12 protein-coding genes are annotated in these 19,051 nt (G+C 70.8%); 7 read left to right on the top strand and 5 right to left on the bottom strand.

All coding sequences use genetic code 11. The features are described 5' to 3' along the window. Nucleotides 1-69 precede the first annotated feature (69 nt). From TBIS_RS16580 to TBIS_RS16565, 4 genes are all read left to right on the top strand, one after another. The gene (locus TBIS_RS16580) at nucleotides 70-1,686 is read left to right on the top strand and encodes an amidohydrolase (protein WP_013133556.1); all 1,617 of its coding nucleotides are present in this window, start codon (nucleotides 70-72) and stop codon (nucleotides 1,684-1,686) included. Nucleotides 1,687-1,889: 203 nt separating this feature from the next. After that, a complete protein-coding gene (gene pdhA, locus TBIS_RS16575; RefSeq protein ID WP_013133555.1) occupies nucleotides 1,890-2,975 on the top strand; it encodes a pyruvate dehydrogenase (acetyl-transferring) E1 component subunit alpha in 1,086 nt (361 codons plus the stop codon). Further along, nucleotides 2,972-3,946 carry an alpha-ketoacid dehydrogenase subunit beta gene (locus TBIS_RS16570; protein ID WP_013133554.1) on the top strand — a complete coding sequence of 325 codons (975 nt, stop codon included), beginning with the start codon at nucleotides 2,972-2,974 and terminating at the stop codon, nucleotides 3,944-3,946. Before pdhA ends, TBIS_RS16570 begins: the two co-directional genes overlap by 4 nt. 18 nt (nucleotides 3,947-3,964) lie before the next feature. Further along, nucleotides 3,965-5,290 carry a dihydrolipoamide acetyltransferase family protein gene (locus tag TBIS_RS16565; RefSeq protein WP_013133553.1) on the top strand — a complete coding sequence of 442 codons (1,326 nt, stop codon included), beginning with the start codon at nucleotides 3,965-3,967 and terminating at the stop codon, nucleotides 5,288-5,290. Nucleotides 5,291-5,754: 464 nt separating this feature from the next. On the opposite strand, the gene TBIS_RS16560 is transcribed toward TBIS_RS16565, so the two are convergent. After that, on the bottom strand, nucleotides 5,755-6,186 hold the full coding sequence (locus tag TBIS_RS16560) for a hypothetical protein (RefSeq protein ID WP_013133552.1): 432 nt from the start codon (nucleotides 6,184-6,186) through the stop codon (nucleotides 5,755-5,757). 599 nt (nucleotides 6,187-6,785) lie between these two features. On the opposite strand from TBIS_RS16560, the gene TBIS_RS16555 reads away from it, so the two are divergent. Beyond that, a complete protein-coding gene (locus tag TBIS_RS16555) occupies nucleotides 6,786-7,115 on the top strand; it encodes a Dabb family protein (protein ID WP_013133551.1) in 330 nt (109 codons plus the stop codon). Between the two features lie 193 nt (nucleotides 7,116-7,308). On the opposite strand, the gene TBIS_RS16550 is transcribed toward TBIS_RS16555, so the two are convergent. Then, nucleotides 7,309-9,141 (bottom strand): acyl-CoA dehydrogenase, encoded by a 1,833-nt coding sequence (locus tag TBIS_RS16550; RefSeq protein WP_013133550.1) that lies wholly within the window; start codon nucleotides 9,139-9,141, stop codon nucleotides 7,309-7,311. 584 nt (nucleotides 9,142-9,725) lie between these two features. Here TBIS_RS16550 and TBIS_RS19360 point away from each other — a divergent pair. Continuing rightward, nucleotides 9,726-10,109, top strand: a complete 384-nt coding sequence (locus tag TBIS_RS19360; protein ID WP_013133549.1) for a VOC family protein — start codon at nucleotides 9,726-9,728, stop codon at nucleotides 10,107-10,109. Between the two features lie 303 nt (nucleotides 10,110-10,412). Here TBIS_RS19360 and TBIS_RS16540 read toward each other — a convergent pair whose 3' ends face one another. Then, nucleotides 10,413-10,862, bottom strand: a complete 450-nt coding sequence (locus tag TBIS_RS16540) for a hypothetical protein (protein WP_013133548.1) — start codon at nucleotides 10,860-10,862, stop codon at nucleotides 10,413-10,415. A gap of 307 nt (nucleotides 10,863-11,169) precedes the next feature. Further along, complete coding sequence (locus TBIS_RS16535) at nucleotides 11,170-13,191, bottom strand: molybdopterin-containing oxidoreductase family protein (protein ID WP_013133547.1); 2,022 nt, start codon at nucleotides 13,189-13,191, stop codon at nucleotides 11,170-11,172. A gap of 328 nt (nucleotides 13,192-13,519) precedes the next feature. Here TBIS_RS16535 and TBIS_RS16530 point away from each other — a divergent pair, with 328 nt between their 5' ends. Then, nucleotides 13,520-15,925: a lysylphosphatidylglycerol synthase transmembrane domain-containing protein gene (locus TBIS_RS16530; protein WP_013133546.1), complete on the top strand. Its 2,406-nt coding sequence runs from the start codon at nucleotides 13,520-13,522 to the stop codon at nucleotides 15,923-15,925. A 504-nt stretch (nucleotides 15,926-16,429) separates the two neighbouring features. On the opposite strand, the gene TBIS_RS16525 is transcribed toward TBIS_RS16530, so the two are convergent. Further along, nucleotides 16,430-18,490: a S9 family peptidase gene (locus TBIS_RS16525; protein ID WP_242384282.1), complete on the bottom strand. Its 2,061-nt coding sequence runs from the start codon at nucleotides 18,488-18,490 to the stop codon at nucleotides 16,430-16,432. Between the last annotated feature and the right edge of the window lie 561 nt (nucleotides 18,491-19,051).

Here is a 19,051-nt window from a genome sequence, read left to right as displayed (position 1 = left end):
CAGGCCCGCACCGGCCTGCCCGCCCGCCCTCGACCGCCTTTGGCACGCGACCGTTCCGAGGAGGAGACCTTGCCGTCGATCGTCGTCACCAACGCCCGGGTCCGCACCATGGACCCCGCCACGCCCACCGCGGAGGCCGTCGCCGTACGGGACGGGCGGGTGCTCGCCGTGGGCCGCGCCGACGAGGTCCGGGCCGCGGCCGGCCCGGACGCCGAGGTGATCGATGCCGGCGGGCGCACCGTGGTCCCCGGATTCATCGACCCGCACAACCACCTGCTGTCCACCGCCGAGTCCCTGGCCTCGGTCGACGCCCGTTACCCCCGGGTCGCGAGCGTCGCCGACCTCGTCGAGGTGATCGCGGCCGAGGCCGCGGTCACCCCGCCCGGCCAGTGGATCCGGGCGTTCGGCATGGACGACGCCAAGTATCCCGAGGGCCGCCCGACCATGCGGCGGCTCGACGAGGCGACCACCGACCACCCGGTGATCGTGTACCACGTCTCCGGCCACCAGGCGGTGGTCAACTCCGCCGCGTTCGCCCTGCGGGGCATCACCGACGACGTCATCGACCCGCCCGGTGGGAAGTTCGTCCGCGACGAGGGCGGGCGGCTCACCGGCATGGTGCTCGACTCGGCCATGGAGCTGCTGCTGCCGCTCGCGGTGGACATCGGCTGCCATGGCCCGAACTTCCACACCGACCTCCCGGCCGAGCAGCTCCTCGCCTGGCTCGCCGCGGCCGGGGAGACCTACCTGTCCGCCGGGGTGACCACGGTCTGCGACCCGCAGGTCTCCCGGCGCGAGCTCACCATCTACCGGGCCGCGCACGCGGCCGGCACGCTCCCGGTGCGCACGGTCTGCATGCCGCTCTCCCACATGCTCGACGACCTCGCCGCGATCGGCCTCGCCGGGCCGTTCGGCGACGACCGGCTCCGCTTCGGGGCGATGAAGTTCTACGCCGACGGCACCCTGCTCGGCGGCACCGCCCTGTTCCGCGAGCCGTACGGCGAGCACGGGCAGTTCACCGGGTACACCTACCACGCGCCCGAGCGGCTGACCGAGCTGGTCCGGCGGGCCGCCCGGGCCGGCTGGCAGGTCGGCATCCACACCCAGGGCGACCTCGCCATGTCCTACGCCCTGGACGCGATCAAGGCCGCGGTCGCGGTCAGCGGGGACGACGCCCGGCCCCGCATCGAGCACTGCGGCTACCCGACCCAGGAGCAGATCCGCGAGTTCACCGCGCTCGGCGTGATCCCGGTCAACCAGCCCAACTTCCTCTACGACAGCGGCACCGACCTCATCCGCCGGCTCGGGCCCGAGCGGGCGCACCGCCTGCAGCCGATGCGGGAGGAGATCGACGCGGGCCTGCGGCCGGTGCTCTCCAGCGACTCGTTCGTCTCCTCGCTCCGCCCGATGGAGACCATCGCCAACGCGATCCGGCGGCGCACCCGCGAAGGCGGGCCCATCGGGGCCGACCAGGCCATCACCCTCGACGAGGCGCTGCGCGCCCACACCATCGACGCCGCGTACGCGCTCCGCATGGAGGACCGAATCGGCTCGCTCACCCCGGGCAAGCTCGCCGACCTGGTGGTGCTCGACCGGGACATCGAGGCGGCGGATCCGGACGACCTGGCGCGGGCCAGCGCTTGGCTCACCATGCTGGACGGCCGCGTGGTGTACCGTGCGGGATGATCGATCGCCCGTCCCCGGACACGAGGTCCGGAGGATCCTCCGCGGGTGGTGACATCGAGGAGGGTCTTGGAAGTGGGGTATGGCCTCTGTCACGATGTTCCGCGAATGCGCGTGGCCCCGGGACCCAGGGGCCCGCGGCTGACCGACCGGTGTACCGGTGGCGACCCCACCCGTAACCGGCCCGAGACGCACAGGAGAGGCACGTGACAGCCGACGCCCCTCATGACACCCCCCCTGAGCTCGTCCAGCTGCTCACCCCCGAGGGGGAGCGGGTCGAGCACCCCGACTACGACATCGAGCTGACCGCGGAGGAGGTCCGGTCCCTCTACCGGGACCTGGTCCTGGTCCGCCGCATCGACAAGGAGGCCGTCGCCCTGCAGCGGCAGGGCGAGCTCGGTCTGTGGGCATCGCTGCTCGGACAGGAGGCCGCACAGGTCGGGTCCGGGCGCGCGCTCACCGATGCCGACATGGCCTTCCCCACCTACCGGGAGCACGGCGTCGCCTGGTGCCGCGGGGTCGATCCGGTGACCCTGCTCGGCCTGTTCCGCGGCGTGAGCCATGGCGGCTGGGACCCCAAGGAGCACAACTTCCACCTGTACACGATCGTCATCGGCTCCCAGACCCTGCACGCGGTCGGGTACGCCATGGGGATCCAGCGTGACGGCGTCGAGGGCGCGGCCATCGTCTACTTCGGCGATGGCGCCACCTCGCAGGGCGACGTCAACGAGTCCTTCATCTGGGCCTCGGTCTTCAACGCCCCCGTGGTGTTCTTCTGCCAGAACAACCAGTGGGCGATCTCCGAGCCCATCGAGCGCCAGTCGAGGATCCCCCTCTACAAGCGGGCGTCCGGATTCGGGTTCCCCGGCATCCGGGTCGACGGCAACGACGTCTTCGCCTGCCTCGCCGTGACCAGGAAGGCCCTGCAGCACGCCCGGGAAGGGCAGGGGCCCACGCTGATCGAGGCGTTCACCTACCGGATGGGCGCCCACACCACCTCGGACGACCCGACCCGGTACCGGCTCGCCTCGGAGCTCGAGGCCTGGAAGCTGAAGGACCCGATCGAGCGGGTCAAGGCGTACCTCCACAAGAACCGGCTCGCGGACCAGGACTTCTTCGCCGCGATCGACGCTGAGGCCGACGCCCTCGCCAAGGACCTGCGCCAGCGGTGCCTCGCCATGCCCGACCCACGGCCGGAGGCGATCTTCGAGCACGTGTACGCGACCCGGCATGGCCTGCCCGAGGAGGAGCGCGAGCAGTTCATGGCCTACCTCGGGGGGTTCGAGCGATGAGCACGCTGACCATGGTCAAGGCGCTCAACGAGGGCCTGCGCCGCGCGATGGAGAACGACCCCAAGGTCCTCATCATGGGGGAGGACGTCGGCAAGCTCGGCGGCGTCTTCCGGGTGACCGACGGCCTGCAGAAGGACTTCGGCGAGGACCGCGTCATCGACACCCCGCTCGCCGAGTCGGGCATCGTCGGCACCGCGATCGGGCTCGCCCTGCGCGGTTACCGCCCGGTGTGCGAGATCCAGTTCGACGGCTTCGTCTTCCCGGCGGCCGACCAGATCATCACCCAGCTCGCCAAGATGCGGTACCGGTCGCTCGGCGCGATCAAGCTGCCGGTCGTCATCCGCATCCCGTGCGGCGGCGGCATCGGCGCGGTCGAGCACCACTCGGAGTCGCCCGAGGTGTTCTTCACCCACACCGCCGGGCTCCGCGTGGTCGCCTGCTCCAACCCGGCCGACGCGTACACGATGATCCAGGACGCGATCCGGTGCGATGACCCGGTGATCTTCTTCGAGCCGAAGCGCCGGTACTGGGACAAGGCCGAGGTCGACCTCTCCGCGCCGGGCCTGCCGATAGACCGGGCCCGGGTGGTACGGCCCGGCCGCGACCTGACGCTCCTCGCCTACGGGCCGATGGTGAAGACCTGCCTGGAGGCGGCGACGGCCGCCGCCGAGGAGGGGCGGGACCTGGAGGTCATCGACCTGCGCTCGCTCAGCCCGCTCGACATGGGTGTGCTCACCGAGTCCGTCCGGCGGACCGGCCGGTGCGTGGTCGTCCACGAGGCCCCGGTCTTCAGCGGCTTCGGCGCCGAGATCGCCGCACGGATCACCGAGCAGTGCTTCTACCACCTGGAGGCCCCGGTGCTGCGGGTCGGCGGGTTCGCCACGCCGTACCCGCCCTCCCGGCTCGAGGAGCACTACCTCCCCGACCTGGACCGGGTGCTCGACGCGGTCGACCGGGCGTTCACCTACTGACCGGGGAGGGAGGATCACATGCTGCGTGAGTTCAAGCTCCCCGACGTGGGTGAGGGCCTCACCGAGGCCGAGATCGTCAAGTGGCACGTCGCCCCGGGCGACACCGTCACCGTCAACCAGACGATCGTCGAGATCGAGACCGCCAAGGCCGTGGTCGAGCTGCCCTGCCCGTTCGAGGGCAAGGTCGCCGAGCTGCTCGTCGCCGAGGGCCAGACCGTCGAGGTCGGCACGCCGATCATCTCGGTCCGGACCGGCGACGCGCCCGCCGCTCCCGAGCCCGCGGCCCCGGCCGAGCAGAACGGGCAGGCCGTCAAGGCCGAGCAGGACGGCACGGCGGAGAAGCGGGAGCCGGTGCTCGTCGGGTACGGGGTCAAGCCGGGCGCGACCCGGCGCCGCCGCCGGAGCACCGCCGCGGCCACGGCACCCACCCCGGCCGCGCCCACCCCGGCCGCGCCCGCGCCGTCCCGGCCGGGCCGGTCCGGCGTGCTCGCCAAGCCGCCGGTGCGCAAGCTCGCCAAGGACCTCGGCATCGACCTGTCGACGCTCACCGGCACGGGCCCGCACGGCTCCATCACCCGGGCCGATGTGGAGGCGGCCGCCGCGCGGCTCCGCACCGGCCAGGCCGCGCCCGCCGGTGCCGGACACCCCGAGCGCGAGGAGCGCATCCCGGTCCGGGGGGTGCGCAAGGCCACGGCCCAGGCCATGGTCGCGAGCGCCTTCACCGCCCCGCACGTCACCGAGTTCCTCCAGGTCGACGTGACCGAGACCATGGCGGCCGTGGAGCGGCTGCGCCGGCTCCCCGAGTTCGCCGAGGTGAGGGTCTCGCCCCTGCTGCTGGTGGCGAAGGCGCTGATCACGGCGGTGAAGCGCCATCCGATGATCAACTCGACGTGGACCGACGAGGAGATCATCGTCAAGCACTACGTGAACCTCGGGATCGCCGCGGCCACCGAGCGCGGGCTCATCGTCCCCAACATCAAGGACGCCGACCGGCTCTCGCTCCCCGAGCTCGCCCGCGAGCTCAACCGGCTGGTCGAGCGCGCCCGGGCGGGCCGGTGCACCCCGGCCGAGCTCACCGGCGGCACGATCACGATCACGAACGTCGGGGTGTTCGGGGTCGACGCCGGCACGCCGATCCTCAACCCCGGCGAGGTCGCGATCCTCGCCCTCGGGCAGATCCGGGACATGCCGTGGGTGGTGGACGGGCAGCTCGCCGTCCGGAAGGTCACCACGCTCGCGCTCTCGTTCGACCACCGCGTGGTCGACGGCGAGCTCGGCTCGAAGGTGCTGCGGGACGTGGGGGCCATGCTGGAGGACCCCATCCGCATGCTCGCCTGGGGCTGAGCCCTTTGCTCACCGGCTGGGCCGCGTGCCCGCCGTGGGCCGAGCCCGTGCGTCGAGCCCGCCGAGGATGAGCCGCCGCCTCTCCCGGGACGGCTGAGCTCCGTGCTCGCGGCCTTGAGCCCTGCGCTCGCCGCGAGGCCGAGCCGTACCGGCGCCACCGGCGCGGAACCCGGGTGACCGGCGGCGCCGGAACCGGGACCGTCCGCGCCGCCGGGTGCGGAAGGCACCGGCTCGATGCGAGGACGTTCGTGGAGGGCGGCCGCGCGCCGCCCTCCACCCATGTCCAGGGCCACCGATCACCAGCCCGGCACGACCGTGGCATCCGCCCATACCGGGATCTACGGAGCGGCGGCCGTGGTGAGCCGCATCCGGTCGGCGTCCACGGCGCTGGTCTGAAGGTCTGCCGCACCTGAACCAGGAGAATGCGCGGTCCCTGCTTCGGCGGGCCTCCGCCATGCCCGGGGTCAGAACTCGACGCCTTCCCGCTCGCACCTCAAGCGCAGGCTGGTGATGCCCTGGATGATCGCGCGCCCCGCCGAGTCGATGATCGGCCGGTACAGGTAGTAGTACTTGATCAAGCGGTCGAGCCCGCCGAGGACGAGATTGAGGGCCCGCTCCACATGCTCGTTCTCGCTGTAGGGCACGAGCGGATCCAGCGTGTCGCGCCAGGCGGTGAGTTCGTCCATGGGGATGGCGCGGAGCGGATTGGGGTCGAAGTAGCCCTCCAGGGCGTAGTCCTCCATCGCCCTCACGAACTGGTGCACCTTCGGGCTGGTGCACACCGTGGTTCTGGTCGGCGTGGGCGAGCCGCCGGCCATCAGCCCCGCGGTGCCTGCCGTCTGGGTACCGCAGGCAGCGGTGAGCATGGCGAGCAGGATGCAGCAGAGGTATTTCATCGAGTGCTCCAACCGGGTTTTGGAGCACCTATTTTTACGTGAACTCAATACACGGATCAATAGTATGTAGATCGTTGGCACGTGTTCAGATGTCGGTCGCGCCGGTCGTGGCAGCGGTCGACCGCCGCTCGGGCGTCCGGCCGTCTCGCATCGGCTCCAGGCCTCGAGCGGCTTGCCTGGGCAAGGCGATTCGGCTTCGGTGCGGCGTCCCGTAAGAAGATCCGCGTTGCCGCAGCCCGCGGCCTCTCGGCTGGCGGGCGCGTTGCCGTCGCAGGCCGTTGCCGGCCGGTCTCTCGAGACGCACTGCCGCCGGGATCGATCCGGTCACCGGCGCGCGTCGGGCGAAGAACACGCAGATCGGCACGGATCGGGCCGAGTTCCCTTGAGTGAGAACGGGCCGGTGAGTGAGAACGGGCCGGCTCTCTTGAATGAGAAAGGCCCCCGCCGGAGCGGGGGCCATGGTGTGAGGATGCAGAAGGAAAGGTCAACCGATCACATCGGCGGCCCGGGCACCGGGCGCACGGCCGGGGCAGCGGCGCTGGCTAGCATGCGTCCTCGGCGTCAGCCGTGATCGTCTCGATCGCCCGGGAAGGAAGAGCATGTTCCGCCACGTCGTGCTGTTGCGCTGGACCGAGGACGCCACCGAAGAGCAGAAGGCGGAGGTGGCCCGGCGGCTGGGTGAGCTGCCCCGGCTCATCCCGGAGCTGAAGAGCTACCGGTTCGGGCCGGACGCCGGCATCAATCCGGGGAACTTCTCCTTCGGGCTCGTCGCCGACTTCGACTCACCCGAGGACTACCTCGTCTACCGGGACCACCCCGCCCACCGAGCGGTGATCGACGAATGCATCGCCCCGATCCTCGCGGAGCGGGCGGCGGTGCAGTTCGCCCTCCCGCCGGACGGCGACCCCGCGGCCCGGCCGAATTCGTGATCATCGGCCGAACCGTGCGCGGCCGCCCGGGTGCGCCCGGGGAGCCGGTCGCCGAGAAGGGCATCCCGTCCGGCTCACCCGATCGCCTGTACGCCCGGGGAGCCGGTTGGGCCACCGGGGCGGGACGACGGCCACACCGCCCCGGTGGCCTACCCGGTCGTCCGATGACGGCCGTGCCGTACGGCAGGCCGGGTCAGAAGGCCTCCTCGGGCATCTCCATCAGGTCGAGGCCGGTGGACTCCACCACGCGACGCTCGCTCGCCAGGCGCGGCAGCACGGTCTGGGCGAAGAACTGGGCCGCGGCCACCTTGCCGGTGTAGAAGGCCCGGTCCTCGGCGGAGACGTCCGGCGAGCCCAGCGCCCGCAGCGCGACCTCGGCCTGGCGCAGCAGCAGCCAGCCCACGACCAGGTCGCCGAGGGCCATGAGCAGGCGGGTGGTGTTGAGGCCGACCTTGTAGATCTCCTTCGGGGTCTCGGCCGAGGCGATGGCCCAGCCGACCATCTTGTCCACCATCGCCTTGACCTCGTCGGCCGCCTCGTCGAGCAGCTTCCGCTCCTCCTTCAGCCGGCCGTTCCCGGCGTCGGACGCGGCGAAGGCCTTGATCTCCGAGTAGAGCTGACCCAGCGCCTTGCCCTGGTTCCGCACGATCTTGCGGAAGAACAGGTCCATGCCCTGGATCGCCGTGGTGCCCTCGTAGAGCGAGTCGATCTTCGAGTCGCGGATGTACTGCTCGATCGGGTAGTCCTGCAGGAAGCCGGAGCCGCCCAGGGTCTGCAGCGACCGGGCGAGCATCTCGTAGGACCGCTCCGACCCCATGCCCTTCACGATCGGGAGGAGCAGGTCGTTCATGGCCTTGGCGTCGGCGTCGTCCCGGCCCTCGGCCTCGGCGATCTGCACCGCGTCCTGGAAGGTGGACGTGTAGATCACCAGCGCCCGCATGCCCTCCGCGTACGCCTTCTGGAGCATCAGCTCACGGCGCACGTCCGGGTGGTGGGTGATGGTGACCCGCGGCGCGGTCTTGTCGGCCATCTGGGTCATGTCCGCGCCCTGCACCCGGTTCTTGGCGAACTCGAGCGCGTTCAGGTAGCCCGTCGAGAGGGTGGCGATGGCCTTGGTGCCGACCATCATCCGGGCGTGCTCGATGACGAGGAACATCTGCCGGATGCCGTCGTGCACGTTGCCGACGAGGTAGCCGATCGCCGGGTGCTTCTCACCGAACCGGAGCTCACAGGTCGTGGAGACCTTGAGCCCCATCTTCTTCTCGACGTTCGTGACGTAGACGCCGTTGCGCTCGCGCAGCTCGCCGGTCTCCAGGTCGACCAGGTACTTGGGCACGAGGAACATCGACAGGCCCTTGGTGCCGGGGCCGGCGCCCTCGGGGCGGGCGAGCACGAGGTGGAAGATGTTCTCCGCCATGTCGTGCTCGGCGCTGGTGATGAAGCGCTTGACGCCCTCGATGTGCCAGGTGCCGTCCGGCTGCGGGATCGCCTTGGTCCGCCCGGCGCCGACGTCCGACCCGGCGTCCGGCTCGGTCAGCACCATGGTCGAGCCCCAGCGCCGCTCCACGGCGAGCTCGGCGAACCGCTTCTGCTCAGGGGTGCCGAGCATGTAGAGCAGGCGTGCGAAGGCCGGGCCGCTCGCGTACATCCAGATCGCGGGGTTGGAACCGAGCACCAGCTCGGCGACCGACCACACGAGGCTGCGCGGCGCCGGCGTGCCGCCGAGCTCCGGCGGAAGCTCCAGGCGCCACCACTCGGCGTCCATCCACGCCTGGAACGACTTCTTGAAGCTCTCCGGCATCTTGACGCTGTGCGTCGCCGGGTCGAAGACCGGCGGGTTCCGGTCCGCGTCCTCGAACGATTCGGCGAGTGGCCCGGTCGCGAGCCGGTTCACCTCGTCGAGGATGTTGCGCGCCGTCTCCTCGTCGATGTCGGCGAAGGGGCCGGTGCCGAGGATCTCCCGGCGCCCGAACACCTCGAAGAGGTTGAACTCCAGGTCGCGGATGTTGCTCTTGTAGTGACCCATCGTGTGACCGCTCCTAGGCCCGGCAAAGTACTGACCAGTAACCTTCAAGTCGGAATGCTACCCGCCAGTAACCATGCCGGACACCCCCTCCGGGGAGATATGCCGGTACCGCCCCTTCTGCCGGGGTGACGGGCGGGGTCACGGGCGGGGTCATGGACTTTCCGCGGAGGCGGGCCGCCGCCGGTCACGCACGGGGACGGCCGGGCGCTCGGATGGGCTCACCTGCGGGATCGGCCGCGGGGCGCAGTACGGATCACGTGAGCCTGACCGGTGGCGGCGCGTGCGAGCCGCCGCCGGACGTCGCGCGCCGGGCGGAGCTCACCGGCGAGGCCGACCTCGCCGAGGGCGAGCGGCCCGCGGGGCAGCGTGGCGTCGCCAGGGCCGGTCTCCGGCGTGCCGGCCTCGATGGCCCTCTCAAGCGGCGCGATTCGGGTCCGTGCGGTGCCGTTCCTTCCTGGCGGCCTGGCCCGGTACGCCCGAGTCTGCTCGGGCTGGAGCGCCTGGGCCTCTTACCGGGGAGCCGGCCATCCACAGCGCGCGGAAATTCAGGTGCGGACGTCTCAGGGCCGTGGTTGTCTTGGCCCATGATTGAGGTCCACACGGTCACCTTCGACAGCCACGATCCGTACCGCATCGCCCGATGGTGGAGCGATGCCCTCGGCTGGCCCATGGGCGAGGGCGGGCCGGAGGATGACGAGATCCTGGTCGAACGTCCGGGTGGCCGCCCCCATCTGCTCTTTCAGCGAGTCCCCGAAGGGAAGAGCGTCAAGAACCGGCTCCACCTTGATCTGCGCCCGGCCGATCGGACCCGCGACGAGGAGGTGGAGCGGCTGATCGCGCTCGGCGCCACACTCCATGAGGATCACCGGTTCTCCGACGGCACCGGCTGGGTCGTCCTGCTGGACCCGGACGGCAACGAGTTCTGCGTCTGTCGCAGCGATGCCGAACGGGCCGCGGGGCCGAGCTGAGCCGAGCACCGCGTCACTCCATCGGGTGAGTGCACGGCGTCCCGCCGGACGCTCCCCGGACGGCTCGTCCCGCCCGGCCGTACCTCAGGGGGCGACCGGTCCGGTCATGCGGCAAACGGTTTGGCCACGCGGCAAAGGTTCGGTCATGCGGCAACCGGTCCGCGCGCTCGGCATGCGCCCTGTTCGCCTCGTTCCCGGCGGCCGATCAGCTGACCACCGGGAACGTCGCACCGGTGGCGCAGGGGGCGGGAGTTCGATCGCGGCGCCGCCGGCGGTGCTCCGCCGGAGTCCCGGCGCGCCCGCTCAGGAGACACCGGCCCGGTAGCGCATGGCGCGGGTGATGAGCGCGGTGAGCAGGGACACCCACACGGCCCCCCAGCCGGCGTCCCAGACCGCGCCGAACAGCCCTTCGCGGTCGACCACGAGCTGGACCGGGAGCATCAGCGCGGCGGAGATCATCCCGGGGTAGAGGGCGAACTTCCAGGGATGCCGCAGCGCCCAGCGCCGGGACTGCCGGGTGACCCGGTCGCCCTCATCGGGCCGGGAGATCGCGCCGATCGCCGCCACCAGCGCGAACACCGCGATGCCCACGCAGAGCGCCCAAGTGAGGTCGGCCGGGCCCGGGAGGATCCAGCCGAGGAGCAGGCTCGCCGCTCCGACCGCCCCGCCGGAGACGATCGCGGTACGCCAGGGCGCGCCGTGCAAGGCCGCCCCGGCCAAGGACATCTCGTCGACACGGGTCAGTTCCTTCATGCTCCCAGGCTGCCCCGCGGCGGCTCACCGGACCATCGGGGAACTCCCTGACCGGCCCCTGAACCACCCCGGAGCCCATCCGGTACGGCCCGCCCCTGGTGAGGCCGGCGTGCCGTGGCCTCGGTGCGGCACATCCCCGGCACTCCGGCCTGGCGAGACACGTCCCCGGCACCGGGCCTAGCGAGGCGCACCCCGACACCGCGGGCCGCAACACCCGGCCAGCCGTACCGGTGCCGTACACCCGGCCGGTTCCATCGGGGACCGTGGGGGCTCGGCCGGCCGGGGAGCCCCGGGGCGGCCGGCCGTGCTACCCGGCCGGTGCGATGTCGACGAAGTTGTCGTGGAACACCGCGCCCTTGCCCATGTCCGCGTCGCGCTCGTCCACCACGGCGTTCGGGTTGGCGCCGCCCGGGCTGAGCTTCGGCCAGTGGCCCTTGGGCGCGGCCACCACCCCCGGCCGCACCCGGTCGGTGATCTCCACGTAGGCGGTGAACTCCCCGTTGCGGTTGAACACCCGGGCGAGCTGCCCGTCCACCAGCCCGCGCGGCTTGGCATCGGCCTCGTTGACCAGCACCTTCGGCCCTTTCGACCGCCGGAGCAGCTCGGGATTGTTGCCGAACGTGGTGTTGAGGAACATGTGCTGCGCCGGCGTGATGAGCGTCAGCGGGTAGGCGCGGTCGGCGGGAGCCGTACCCGCGGTGAGCGACGGGGTGTACCCCGGCACCCGGGGCTGCCCGTCCGCCTCGGCCCGGGCGGAGACGAACTCCAGCCGGCCGCTCGGCGTGGGGAAACCGTCGGCGAACGGCAGGAACGGGTCCGGCACGTCGAGCCGAGCCCACCCCTTCTTGCGCAGCTCCTCGAGCGAGATCCCGGTCGTGCTCAGCAGCTGCTCGGCGATCTCCAGATCGCTGTCGTACAGGCACGGCTCGGTGAGCCCCATGTGCCGGGCGAGCCTGCGGAACGTCTCGGTCGTGGAGAGGCACTCGCCGGGCGGCTCCACCGCGGGCTCGTTCCAGATCAGGTACATGTGCCCGTAGCCCGCGTGCAGGTCCATGTGCTCGATCTGCATCGTGGCGGGCAGCACGATGTCCGCGTAGTCCACGGTGTCCGTGGGGAAGTGCTCCATCACCACCGTGAACAGGTCCTCCCGCTGCAGCGCGGCCCGGATCCGGTTCTGGTCCGGGGACGAGCCGACCGGGTTTGCGCCGTACACCCACAGGCACTTCACCGTCTCGTCGAGGCTCGAGGCGAGCCGGGTCATCGTGAGGGTGCGCACCGGCTTGGGCAGCAGGTCCTCGCGGACGTCCACGTTCAGCCGCGCGTGCGCGCTGGTCGAGTAGACCAGGCCACCGCCGGGATAGCGCCAGTCACCGGTCACCCCCGGGATGCAGGCGATCGCCCGGAGCGCCGCACCGCCCCCGGCGTGGCGCTGAATGCCCATCGTCACCCGGATCCCGGTGGGCCGGGTGTGCGCGAGCCGTACCCCGAGGGACCTGATCCGCTCGGCGGGCAGCCCGGTGATCTCCGCGACCCGGTCCACCGGGTACTTCCTGATCTCGGCCTGGAACTCCTCCCAGCCGAGCGTGTACCGCTCGATGAAGTCGCGGTCCTCGGCGCCCTCCTCGAGCACGACATGGAGCAGGCCGAGGGCGAGCGCGGCGTCGGTGCCCGGCCGGATCGGCAGGTGCTCGTCCGCCTGGTCGGCGGTGCGGGTGCGGATCGGGTCGATCGCCACGACGTACGCCCCGGCGGCCCTCGCCTCCTGGATGAACTTCCACACGTGGTGGCCGCTGGTGAGCGGGTTCGTCCCCCAGAGGAGGATCAGTTTGGAGAGGGCGAACGTCTCCGGATCCATGCCGCCCGGGGTGCCGTTCACGTACCGCAGGCCCACGTTGCCGGCCCGGGAGCAGATGTTCATGTCGTGCTTGGACGCCCCGAGGACGTTCCAGAACCGCCGCCCGGCCTTGCCGGACTCCCCTTGGATGTAGCCGAGCGTGCCGGTGCCCTGGTACGGCCAGATCGCCTCCCCGCCGTACTCGTCGATGATCGAGTGCAGCCTGGTGGCGATCTCGGAGAGCGCTTCATCCCAGCTGATCCGCTCGAACCGCCCGGAACCCTTCGGCCCGACCCGCCTCATCGGGTACAGGATCCGGTCGGCGGCCCTGGCGTGCTCCAGGTACCGGTTGACCTTCACACAGAGCGCCCCGCGCGTGAACGGGTGCTCACGGTTCCCGCGCAGGCTCACGGCCTTGCCGTCCTGCACCGTCACCACCCAGGAGCAGGTGTCCGGGCAGTCGAGCGGGCACGCGCCGAAAGTGGTCGAGGTCATGGGCCGACGATATCCTCCAAATCTCCGCCTTGGGCGGTCATGACCGTCGGGTCCTCGTTCCCCGGTCGCGGCCCCGGGCCATCGGCTCCGCGAAACGGCGAGTCACCGGCCGGGCCGTCACGGTATCTTTCGCCCGTGACAGCGGGCGGGAAAATTGGGCCCGCTCACCGGCCGGGGACGCTCCGTAGAGTGGTCATCAAGCCACGGCTGGTCCTCGGCGGCGGCTGTTCGCGGCCCGGCGCCGGTATGCGGCCGATATGAGGCACTGACGCGGCGGGCCGGCGCCGCGGAAACCCCCTGGTGGTGAGAGCGCATCAAGGAGCAGGACTTGACAGTCGACGTCACCGGCCGGGACGCCGCCGCCTCGGGCCAAGACGTCGTGCTCGTCGCCGAGCCTCTGCTGCCACAGCGCATCCGCCGTCCCGCCGACGCGCTCCGTTTCCTGCTCACCCTGGTGATCCTCGGCGCGGTCGTGCTGCTGGCCATGGCCATGCAGAGCACGCTCACCGGCCTGGAGATCGACGTGCGGGCCGGCACCGGCCGGACCCCGGACGTGCTGTCGGTGCTCGCCGGGCTGGTCGGCGACGCCGCGGTGCTCGTCGTGCCGGTGGCGTTCGCGGTCGAGCGGGTCTTCCACCGCGATGGGATGCGGGTGACCCAGGGGCTGCTCGCCGCGATTCTCGCGCTGGTCATCTCCTACTCCCTCGACGAGTGGCTGCTCTCGTCCTCCGGGCCGGATGAGCTGCGGCGGCTCCTCACCGTCGGGCGGGAGATCGAGCCGCTCAACACCGTGCTGACCGCGGCGATCGCGTACGCGACCGCGGTGCGGATGTGGCGGCGGCCGCGGTGGCGGGCGCTGATGTGGGCCGCGCTCGGGTTGGACGTGCTGGCGCTGTTCACCGCGTCCAAGGCGACCGCCCTCGGCGTGATCCTGACGTACCTGGTCGGCCAGGCCGTGGGGTTCGGCACGCTGTACGGCATCGGCAGCGCCAACACCCGGCCACCGGGGACCGCGGTGCTCGCCGCGCTGCGCAAGCTGGGGTTCGTCCCGGTGAGCGCCCGGCGGATGGACGACGACAGCTCCGGCAGCCGCCGCTACCTGGTCGGGCTCGCCGACGGCCGCTGGCTCGACGTGGCCGTGCTCGACCGGGACCGGCAGGCGGCCGGCATCCTCTACCGGCTCTGGCGGGGCATCAGGCTCAACTCCGAGACCAGGCGGCGGGCGATCCGGTCGCTCCGGGCGGAGCTGGAGCGTGAGGCGCTGATGGCCTACGCGGCCCAGGCGGCCGGTGCCCGGCTGCCCCGGCTGCTCGGCACCAGTGAGATCGGCACCGAGGCGGCCCTGCTCGCGTACGAGCACATCGACACCCGGCCGGTGGACAAGCTGGACGATTCGGAGATCACCGACGAGCTGCTGCGGCAGATGTGGGAGCAGGTGCTGCTGCTCCACCGGCACCGGCTCGCGCACCGGCATCTCACCGGCGAGAGCATCCACGTCGACCGGGAGGGCCGGGTGGTTCTGGTCGACGCCCGCAGCGGTGAGATCGCCGCCGGTGATCTGCTGCTCATGCTCGACGTCGCCCAGCTGCTCGCGTACCTCGCGACCCGGGTCGGGGCGGAGCGCGCGGTCAGGTCGGCCGAGGCCGTGCTGGGGGCCGATCGGTTGGCGCAGGCGCTGCCCATGCTCCAGCCGATCGCGCTCAGCCGGGAGATCAGGACGGCGCTGAAGAAGCGCAAGGACCTGCTTTCCGCGATCCGCGAGCAGATCGTCGCGCTCAAGCCGCAGGTGGAGGTCGAGGAGGTACGGCTCGAGCGGTTCCGCCCGCAGACGCTGATCACGGTGATCGTGAGCGCGCTCGCGGCGTACCTGCTGCTCACCCAGCTCAGCCAGGTCAACCTGGCCTCGATCCTGACCCACGCCAACTGGGCGTGGGGCGGGGTGGCCGCGGTCGCCGCGTTCTTCAGCTACGTCGCCGCTGCGATCATGCTGCGGGGGTTCGTGCCGGAGCACCTGCCGCTGACCCGTACCGTGATGGCGCAGTTCGCCGGGTCGTTCGTGAAGCTGGTCGCGCCGACGGCGGTCGGCGCGGTCGCGATCAACACCCGTTTCCTGCAGAAGCGGGGCATCCCGCCCGGGGTGGCGGTGGCGTGCGTCGGGGCGTCGCAGCTCATCGGGCTCGGCTCGCACATCATGTTGCTGCTGCTCTTCGGCTACCTCACCGGAACCCAGGCGGCGCCGTCGCTCTACCCTTCGCGCGGGTTGCTCGTCACCCTGCTCAGCATCGCGGTGCTGCTTCTGGTGGTGCTCGCCGTGCCGCCGGTGCGCCGGTTCGTCTCCACGCGGGTGCGCGAGATGTTCGCCGGGGTGATCCCGCGCCTGCTCGATGTGCTGCAGTCGCCGCGGAAGATCATCGAGGGGGTGAGCGGAACCCTGCTGCTCACCCTGGCCTTCGTGGTCTGCCTGTACTCCTGTGTGCGCGCCTTCGGCGGGGACGTGGGCTTCGCCGCCGTCGCCGTGGTGTTCCTCGCCGGCAATGCGATCGGCTCGGCCGCGCCCACCCCCGGTGGTCTCGGCGCGGTCGAGGCGTCGCTCTCGCTCGGGCTCACCGTGGCCGGTCTTCCCGGCACGATCGCGACCTCGGCCGTCCTGCTCTTCCGGGTGATGACCTTCTGGCTGCCGGCGCTGCCTGGTTGGGCCTCGTTGACCTATCTCCAGCGCCACAACGACCTCTGAGCCCTCCGGGCCCGGTCCGATCGGGGTCGCTCCCGTGCGGCAAGTGGATCGATGGCCGCCCTGTACGGCGGGTGGACTCGATCGGTGGACTCCCCTGTGCGGCAAGGCGGACCCGATCGCTGGCTGGCTCCCGTGAGCAGGTGGACTCGATCGGTCAACGCCCCGGTACGGCAGGCGAGGCGAACCCGTCGCCGGGTGCTCCCATGCGGTGGGTGGAGTTAATCGGTGGATGGCTCCCGTGCGGCAGCCGGACTCGATCGGTGGACGCCCTTGCAGGGCCGGTGGGCCCGATCGCCGGTGCTCCTGTGCGGAAGGCCGGCCCGGCGTGTCCGCCGGTTTCGGGCGAGCCGACCGCACTTGGGCAGGGGCGCGTGGATCGAACTCCGGTGCCGGGTTGACCGGCAGCGGGATGACCGCCGGGGGGGGGGGGGGGACGGTTGGTCTACCGGATCGGCGGCTGGACTCGCCGATCCGGTAGACCCGGGTACGTCGGGGTGGGTCCGATCAGACGGTGCCGCAGCCGAGCTGGTCGAGGATCCAGGAGAGCGCGAACGCCTCCTCCCGCCAGGCGTCATAGCGCCCGCTCCGCCCGCCATGGCCGGCGCCCATCTCGGTCTTCAGCAGGAAGGGGCCGCCACCGGCCTTATCGCGCAGGCGCGCGATCCACTTGGCCGGCTCGTGGAAGAGCACGCGGGTGTCGTTCAGGCTGGTGATCGCGAGGATCGGCGGATACGGGCCCGGGCCGATGTTCTCGTAAGGCGAGTAGGACTTCATGTAGGCGTAGACCTCGCGGTCGTGGAGCGGATCGCCCCACTCGTCCCACTCGATCACGGTGAGCGGCAGCGACGGGTCGAGGATGGTGTTCAGCGCGTCCACGAAGGGCACTTCGGCGACGATGCCGGCGAACTCCTCGGGGGCGAGGTTCGCGACCGCTCCCATCAGCAACCCGCCCGCCGATCCCCCGCGCGCGACGATCCGGCTCGACCAGCCGGTCGCCTTGAGATGCCGCGCACAGGCGATGAAGTCGGTGAAGGTGTTCTTCTTCTTCAGCAGCTTGCCGTCCTCGTACCACCTGCGGCCCAGCTCGCCACCGCCTCTGACGTGCGCGATCGCGAAGACGACGCCCCGGTCCAGCAGGGAAAGGCGGGAGACCGAGAAGTAGGGGTCGATGGAGGACTCGTAGCTGCCGTAGCCGTACAGCAGGGTCGGGGCGGGCCGCTTCGTGCCCTTTTTGACCACGATGGAGATCGGCACCCTGGTGCCGTCGTCGGCCGTGGCCCACTCGCGGAACTGCTCGTAGTCGGCCGGATCGTACCCGCCGAGAACGGGCTTCTGCTTGAGCAGGATCAGCTCACCGGTCCGCAGGTCGTAGTCGTAGACGGACGGTGGGGTGATCATGGAGGTGTAGCTGATCCGGAGACGGTTCGTCTCGTACTCCGGGTTGGCCGAGAGCGCGACGTCGTAGAGCGGCTCGGGGAACTCGATGTCGTACGGCTCCCGCCCGTCCCGGGGCAGGATGCGGATGCCGGTGAGGCCATCGCGGCGGAAGTAGACGGCGATGTGGTCCTTGAAGGCATCGACGTCGAGGAGCCTGGTGTCCTCCCGGTGCTCGATTACCGGGGTCCAATCGGACGGATCGTCGAGCGGTGCCCGGGCGAGTGCGAAGTTCAGCGCGCTGGCGTTGTGGAGAATGAGGAAATGGTCCCCGGCGTGCTCGAGGGAGTACTCGACGCCCGTCTCCCGCGGCCGTACCACGGTGAACTCACCGGTGGGATCGGCCGCGTCCAGGATCCGGATCTCGCTGGTGATCTTGCTGCCGGCGCTGAGCACGAGATAGCGCTGGCTCCGGGTGAGCCCGATGCCGACCCAGAACCGCTCGTCTTCCTCTTCGTAGACGAGAACGTCCTCATCTGTTGAGCCGAGGGTGTGGCGGTAGACGCGGTAGGGCCGCCAGGCGTCGTCCACGACCGTGTAGAAGAACGTCGAGCCGTCCGCCGACCAGGCGCCGCCGTAGAAGACACCGGGGATCTCGTCCGGCAGCAGTTCGCCCGTGGTGAGGTCCTTGAAGCGGAGGGTGAAGCGCTCGTCTCCCGTGTAGTCGGTGGAGTAGGCGAGCTTCGTGCCATCCGGGCTGACGATGCTCGTCCCGATGGAGAAGTACGGGCTGTCGCCGGCGAGCTCGTTCCCGTCGAGCAGGATCTGCTCCCCAGGGAGCGGTTCGCCCGGGCGGAGCTCCGGCGGGTTGTCACCGTCGGCGGCGACCCGGCACTGGATGCCGTACTGCTTGCCTTCCTCGGTCCGGTTGTAGTACCACCAGGCGCCCTTGCGAACCGGCACCGACAGATCCGTCTCGAGCGTGCGGCCCTTGATCTCCTGGAAGATGGTCTCCTGCAGACCGCCCAGGTGGGCCGTCATCTTCTCGGTGTAGGCGTTCTCCGCCTCCAGGTACGCGATCGTGTCCGGATCGTTCTTGTCGCGCAGCCAGGCGTACTCGTCGATGACGGTGTCGCCGTGGTGGGTGCGCTCGACGGGAACCTTCTTCGCCACAGGCGGCTTCTCGCTCACGCGCACGAGTCTATGGCGGCAATCTTCGGCGCTGTCTTTTCCAGCGGGCGGTGTGGATGATCGAAGATCAATGCCGGTGCGGCGGCATACGCGATCACGCGAACAGGGAAAAATTCGGGGGTTTCCGCAGGTATGGGCTGTGCATAAGGGGGTAAGGCTCCATGTGAGCGCGGCGGAACCTCAGGATTCTGCTACGCTGTGCCGGTCGGTGTGCGCGGATCACCGCAGTGAGACGCGACCGCCGATGATCCCTCGAGGTCCGCTGAAGATCGGTTTGCATGACCGGCACCCAGTGGTTATAGTCGAGGGGTTGCCTCGGGCAAGGTTCGGCCGTTTGATTCCTGCCGGTGTCGGGGTTGGTGTCAAGTGCCGCCGCGGTTGGGTCGGTTTGACACCGGTTTCGGGTCTGGTGAGAATCGGAGGGCTGTTTCGGGCCAGGGCGTGAAATCCCGGTGGGTTCCAGGTTCGGGGCTTCGGGGTTTCGGGTCGTGGTGCCGGGGCCCGTTTCTTGAGAACTCGACAGTGTGTCAAAAGCCAGTGCATTGGGCGCTGTCGCGATGA

Origin of the sequence: Thermobispora bispora DSM 43833, from assembly GCF_000092645.1 — a bacterium.
Classification (GTDB): Bacteria; Actinomycetota; Actinomycetes; order Streptosporangiales; family Streptosporangiaceae; genus Thermobispora; species Thermobispora bispora.
This window is presented reverse-complemented; position numbering and strand designations above follow the sequence as displayed.

Coding starts and splice junctions, on each gene's coding strand:
- TBIS_RS16570 (WP_013133554.1), top strand. CDS start 2,972: ATGAGCACGCTGACCATGGTCAAGGCGCTCAACGAGGGCCTGCGCCGC.
- TBIS_RS16565 (WP_013133553.1), top strand. CDS start 3,965: ATGCTGCGTGAGTTCAAGCTCCCCGACGTGGGTGAGGGCCTCACCGAG.
- TBIS_RS16560 (WP_013133552.1), bottom strand. CDS start 6,186: ATGAAATACCTCTGCTGCATCCTGCTCGCCATGCTCACCGCTGCCTGC.
- TBIS_RS16555 (WP_013133551.1), top strand. CDS start 6,786: ATGTTCCGCCACGTCGTGCTGTTGCGCTGGACCGAGGACGCCACCGAA.
- TBIS_RS16550 (WP_013133550.1), bottom strand. CDS start 9,141: ATGGGTCACTACAAGAGCAACATCCGCGACCTGGAGTTCAACCTCTTC.
- TBIS_RS19360 (WP_013133549.1), top strand. CDS start 9,726: ATGATTGAGGTCCACACGGTCACCTTCGACAGCCACGATCCGTACCGC.
- TBIS_RS16540 (WP_013133548.1), bottom strand. CDS start 10,862: ATGAAGGAACTGACCCGTGTCGACGAGATGTCCTTGGCCGGGGCGGCC.
- TBIS_RS16535 (WP_013133547.1), bottom strand. CDS start 13,191: ATGACCTCGACCACTTTCGGCGCGTGCCCGCTCGACTGCCCGGACACC.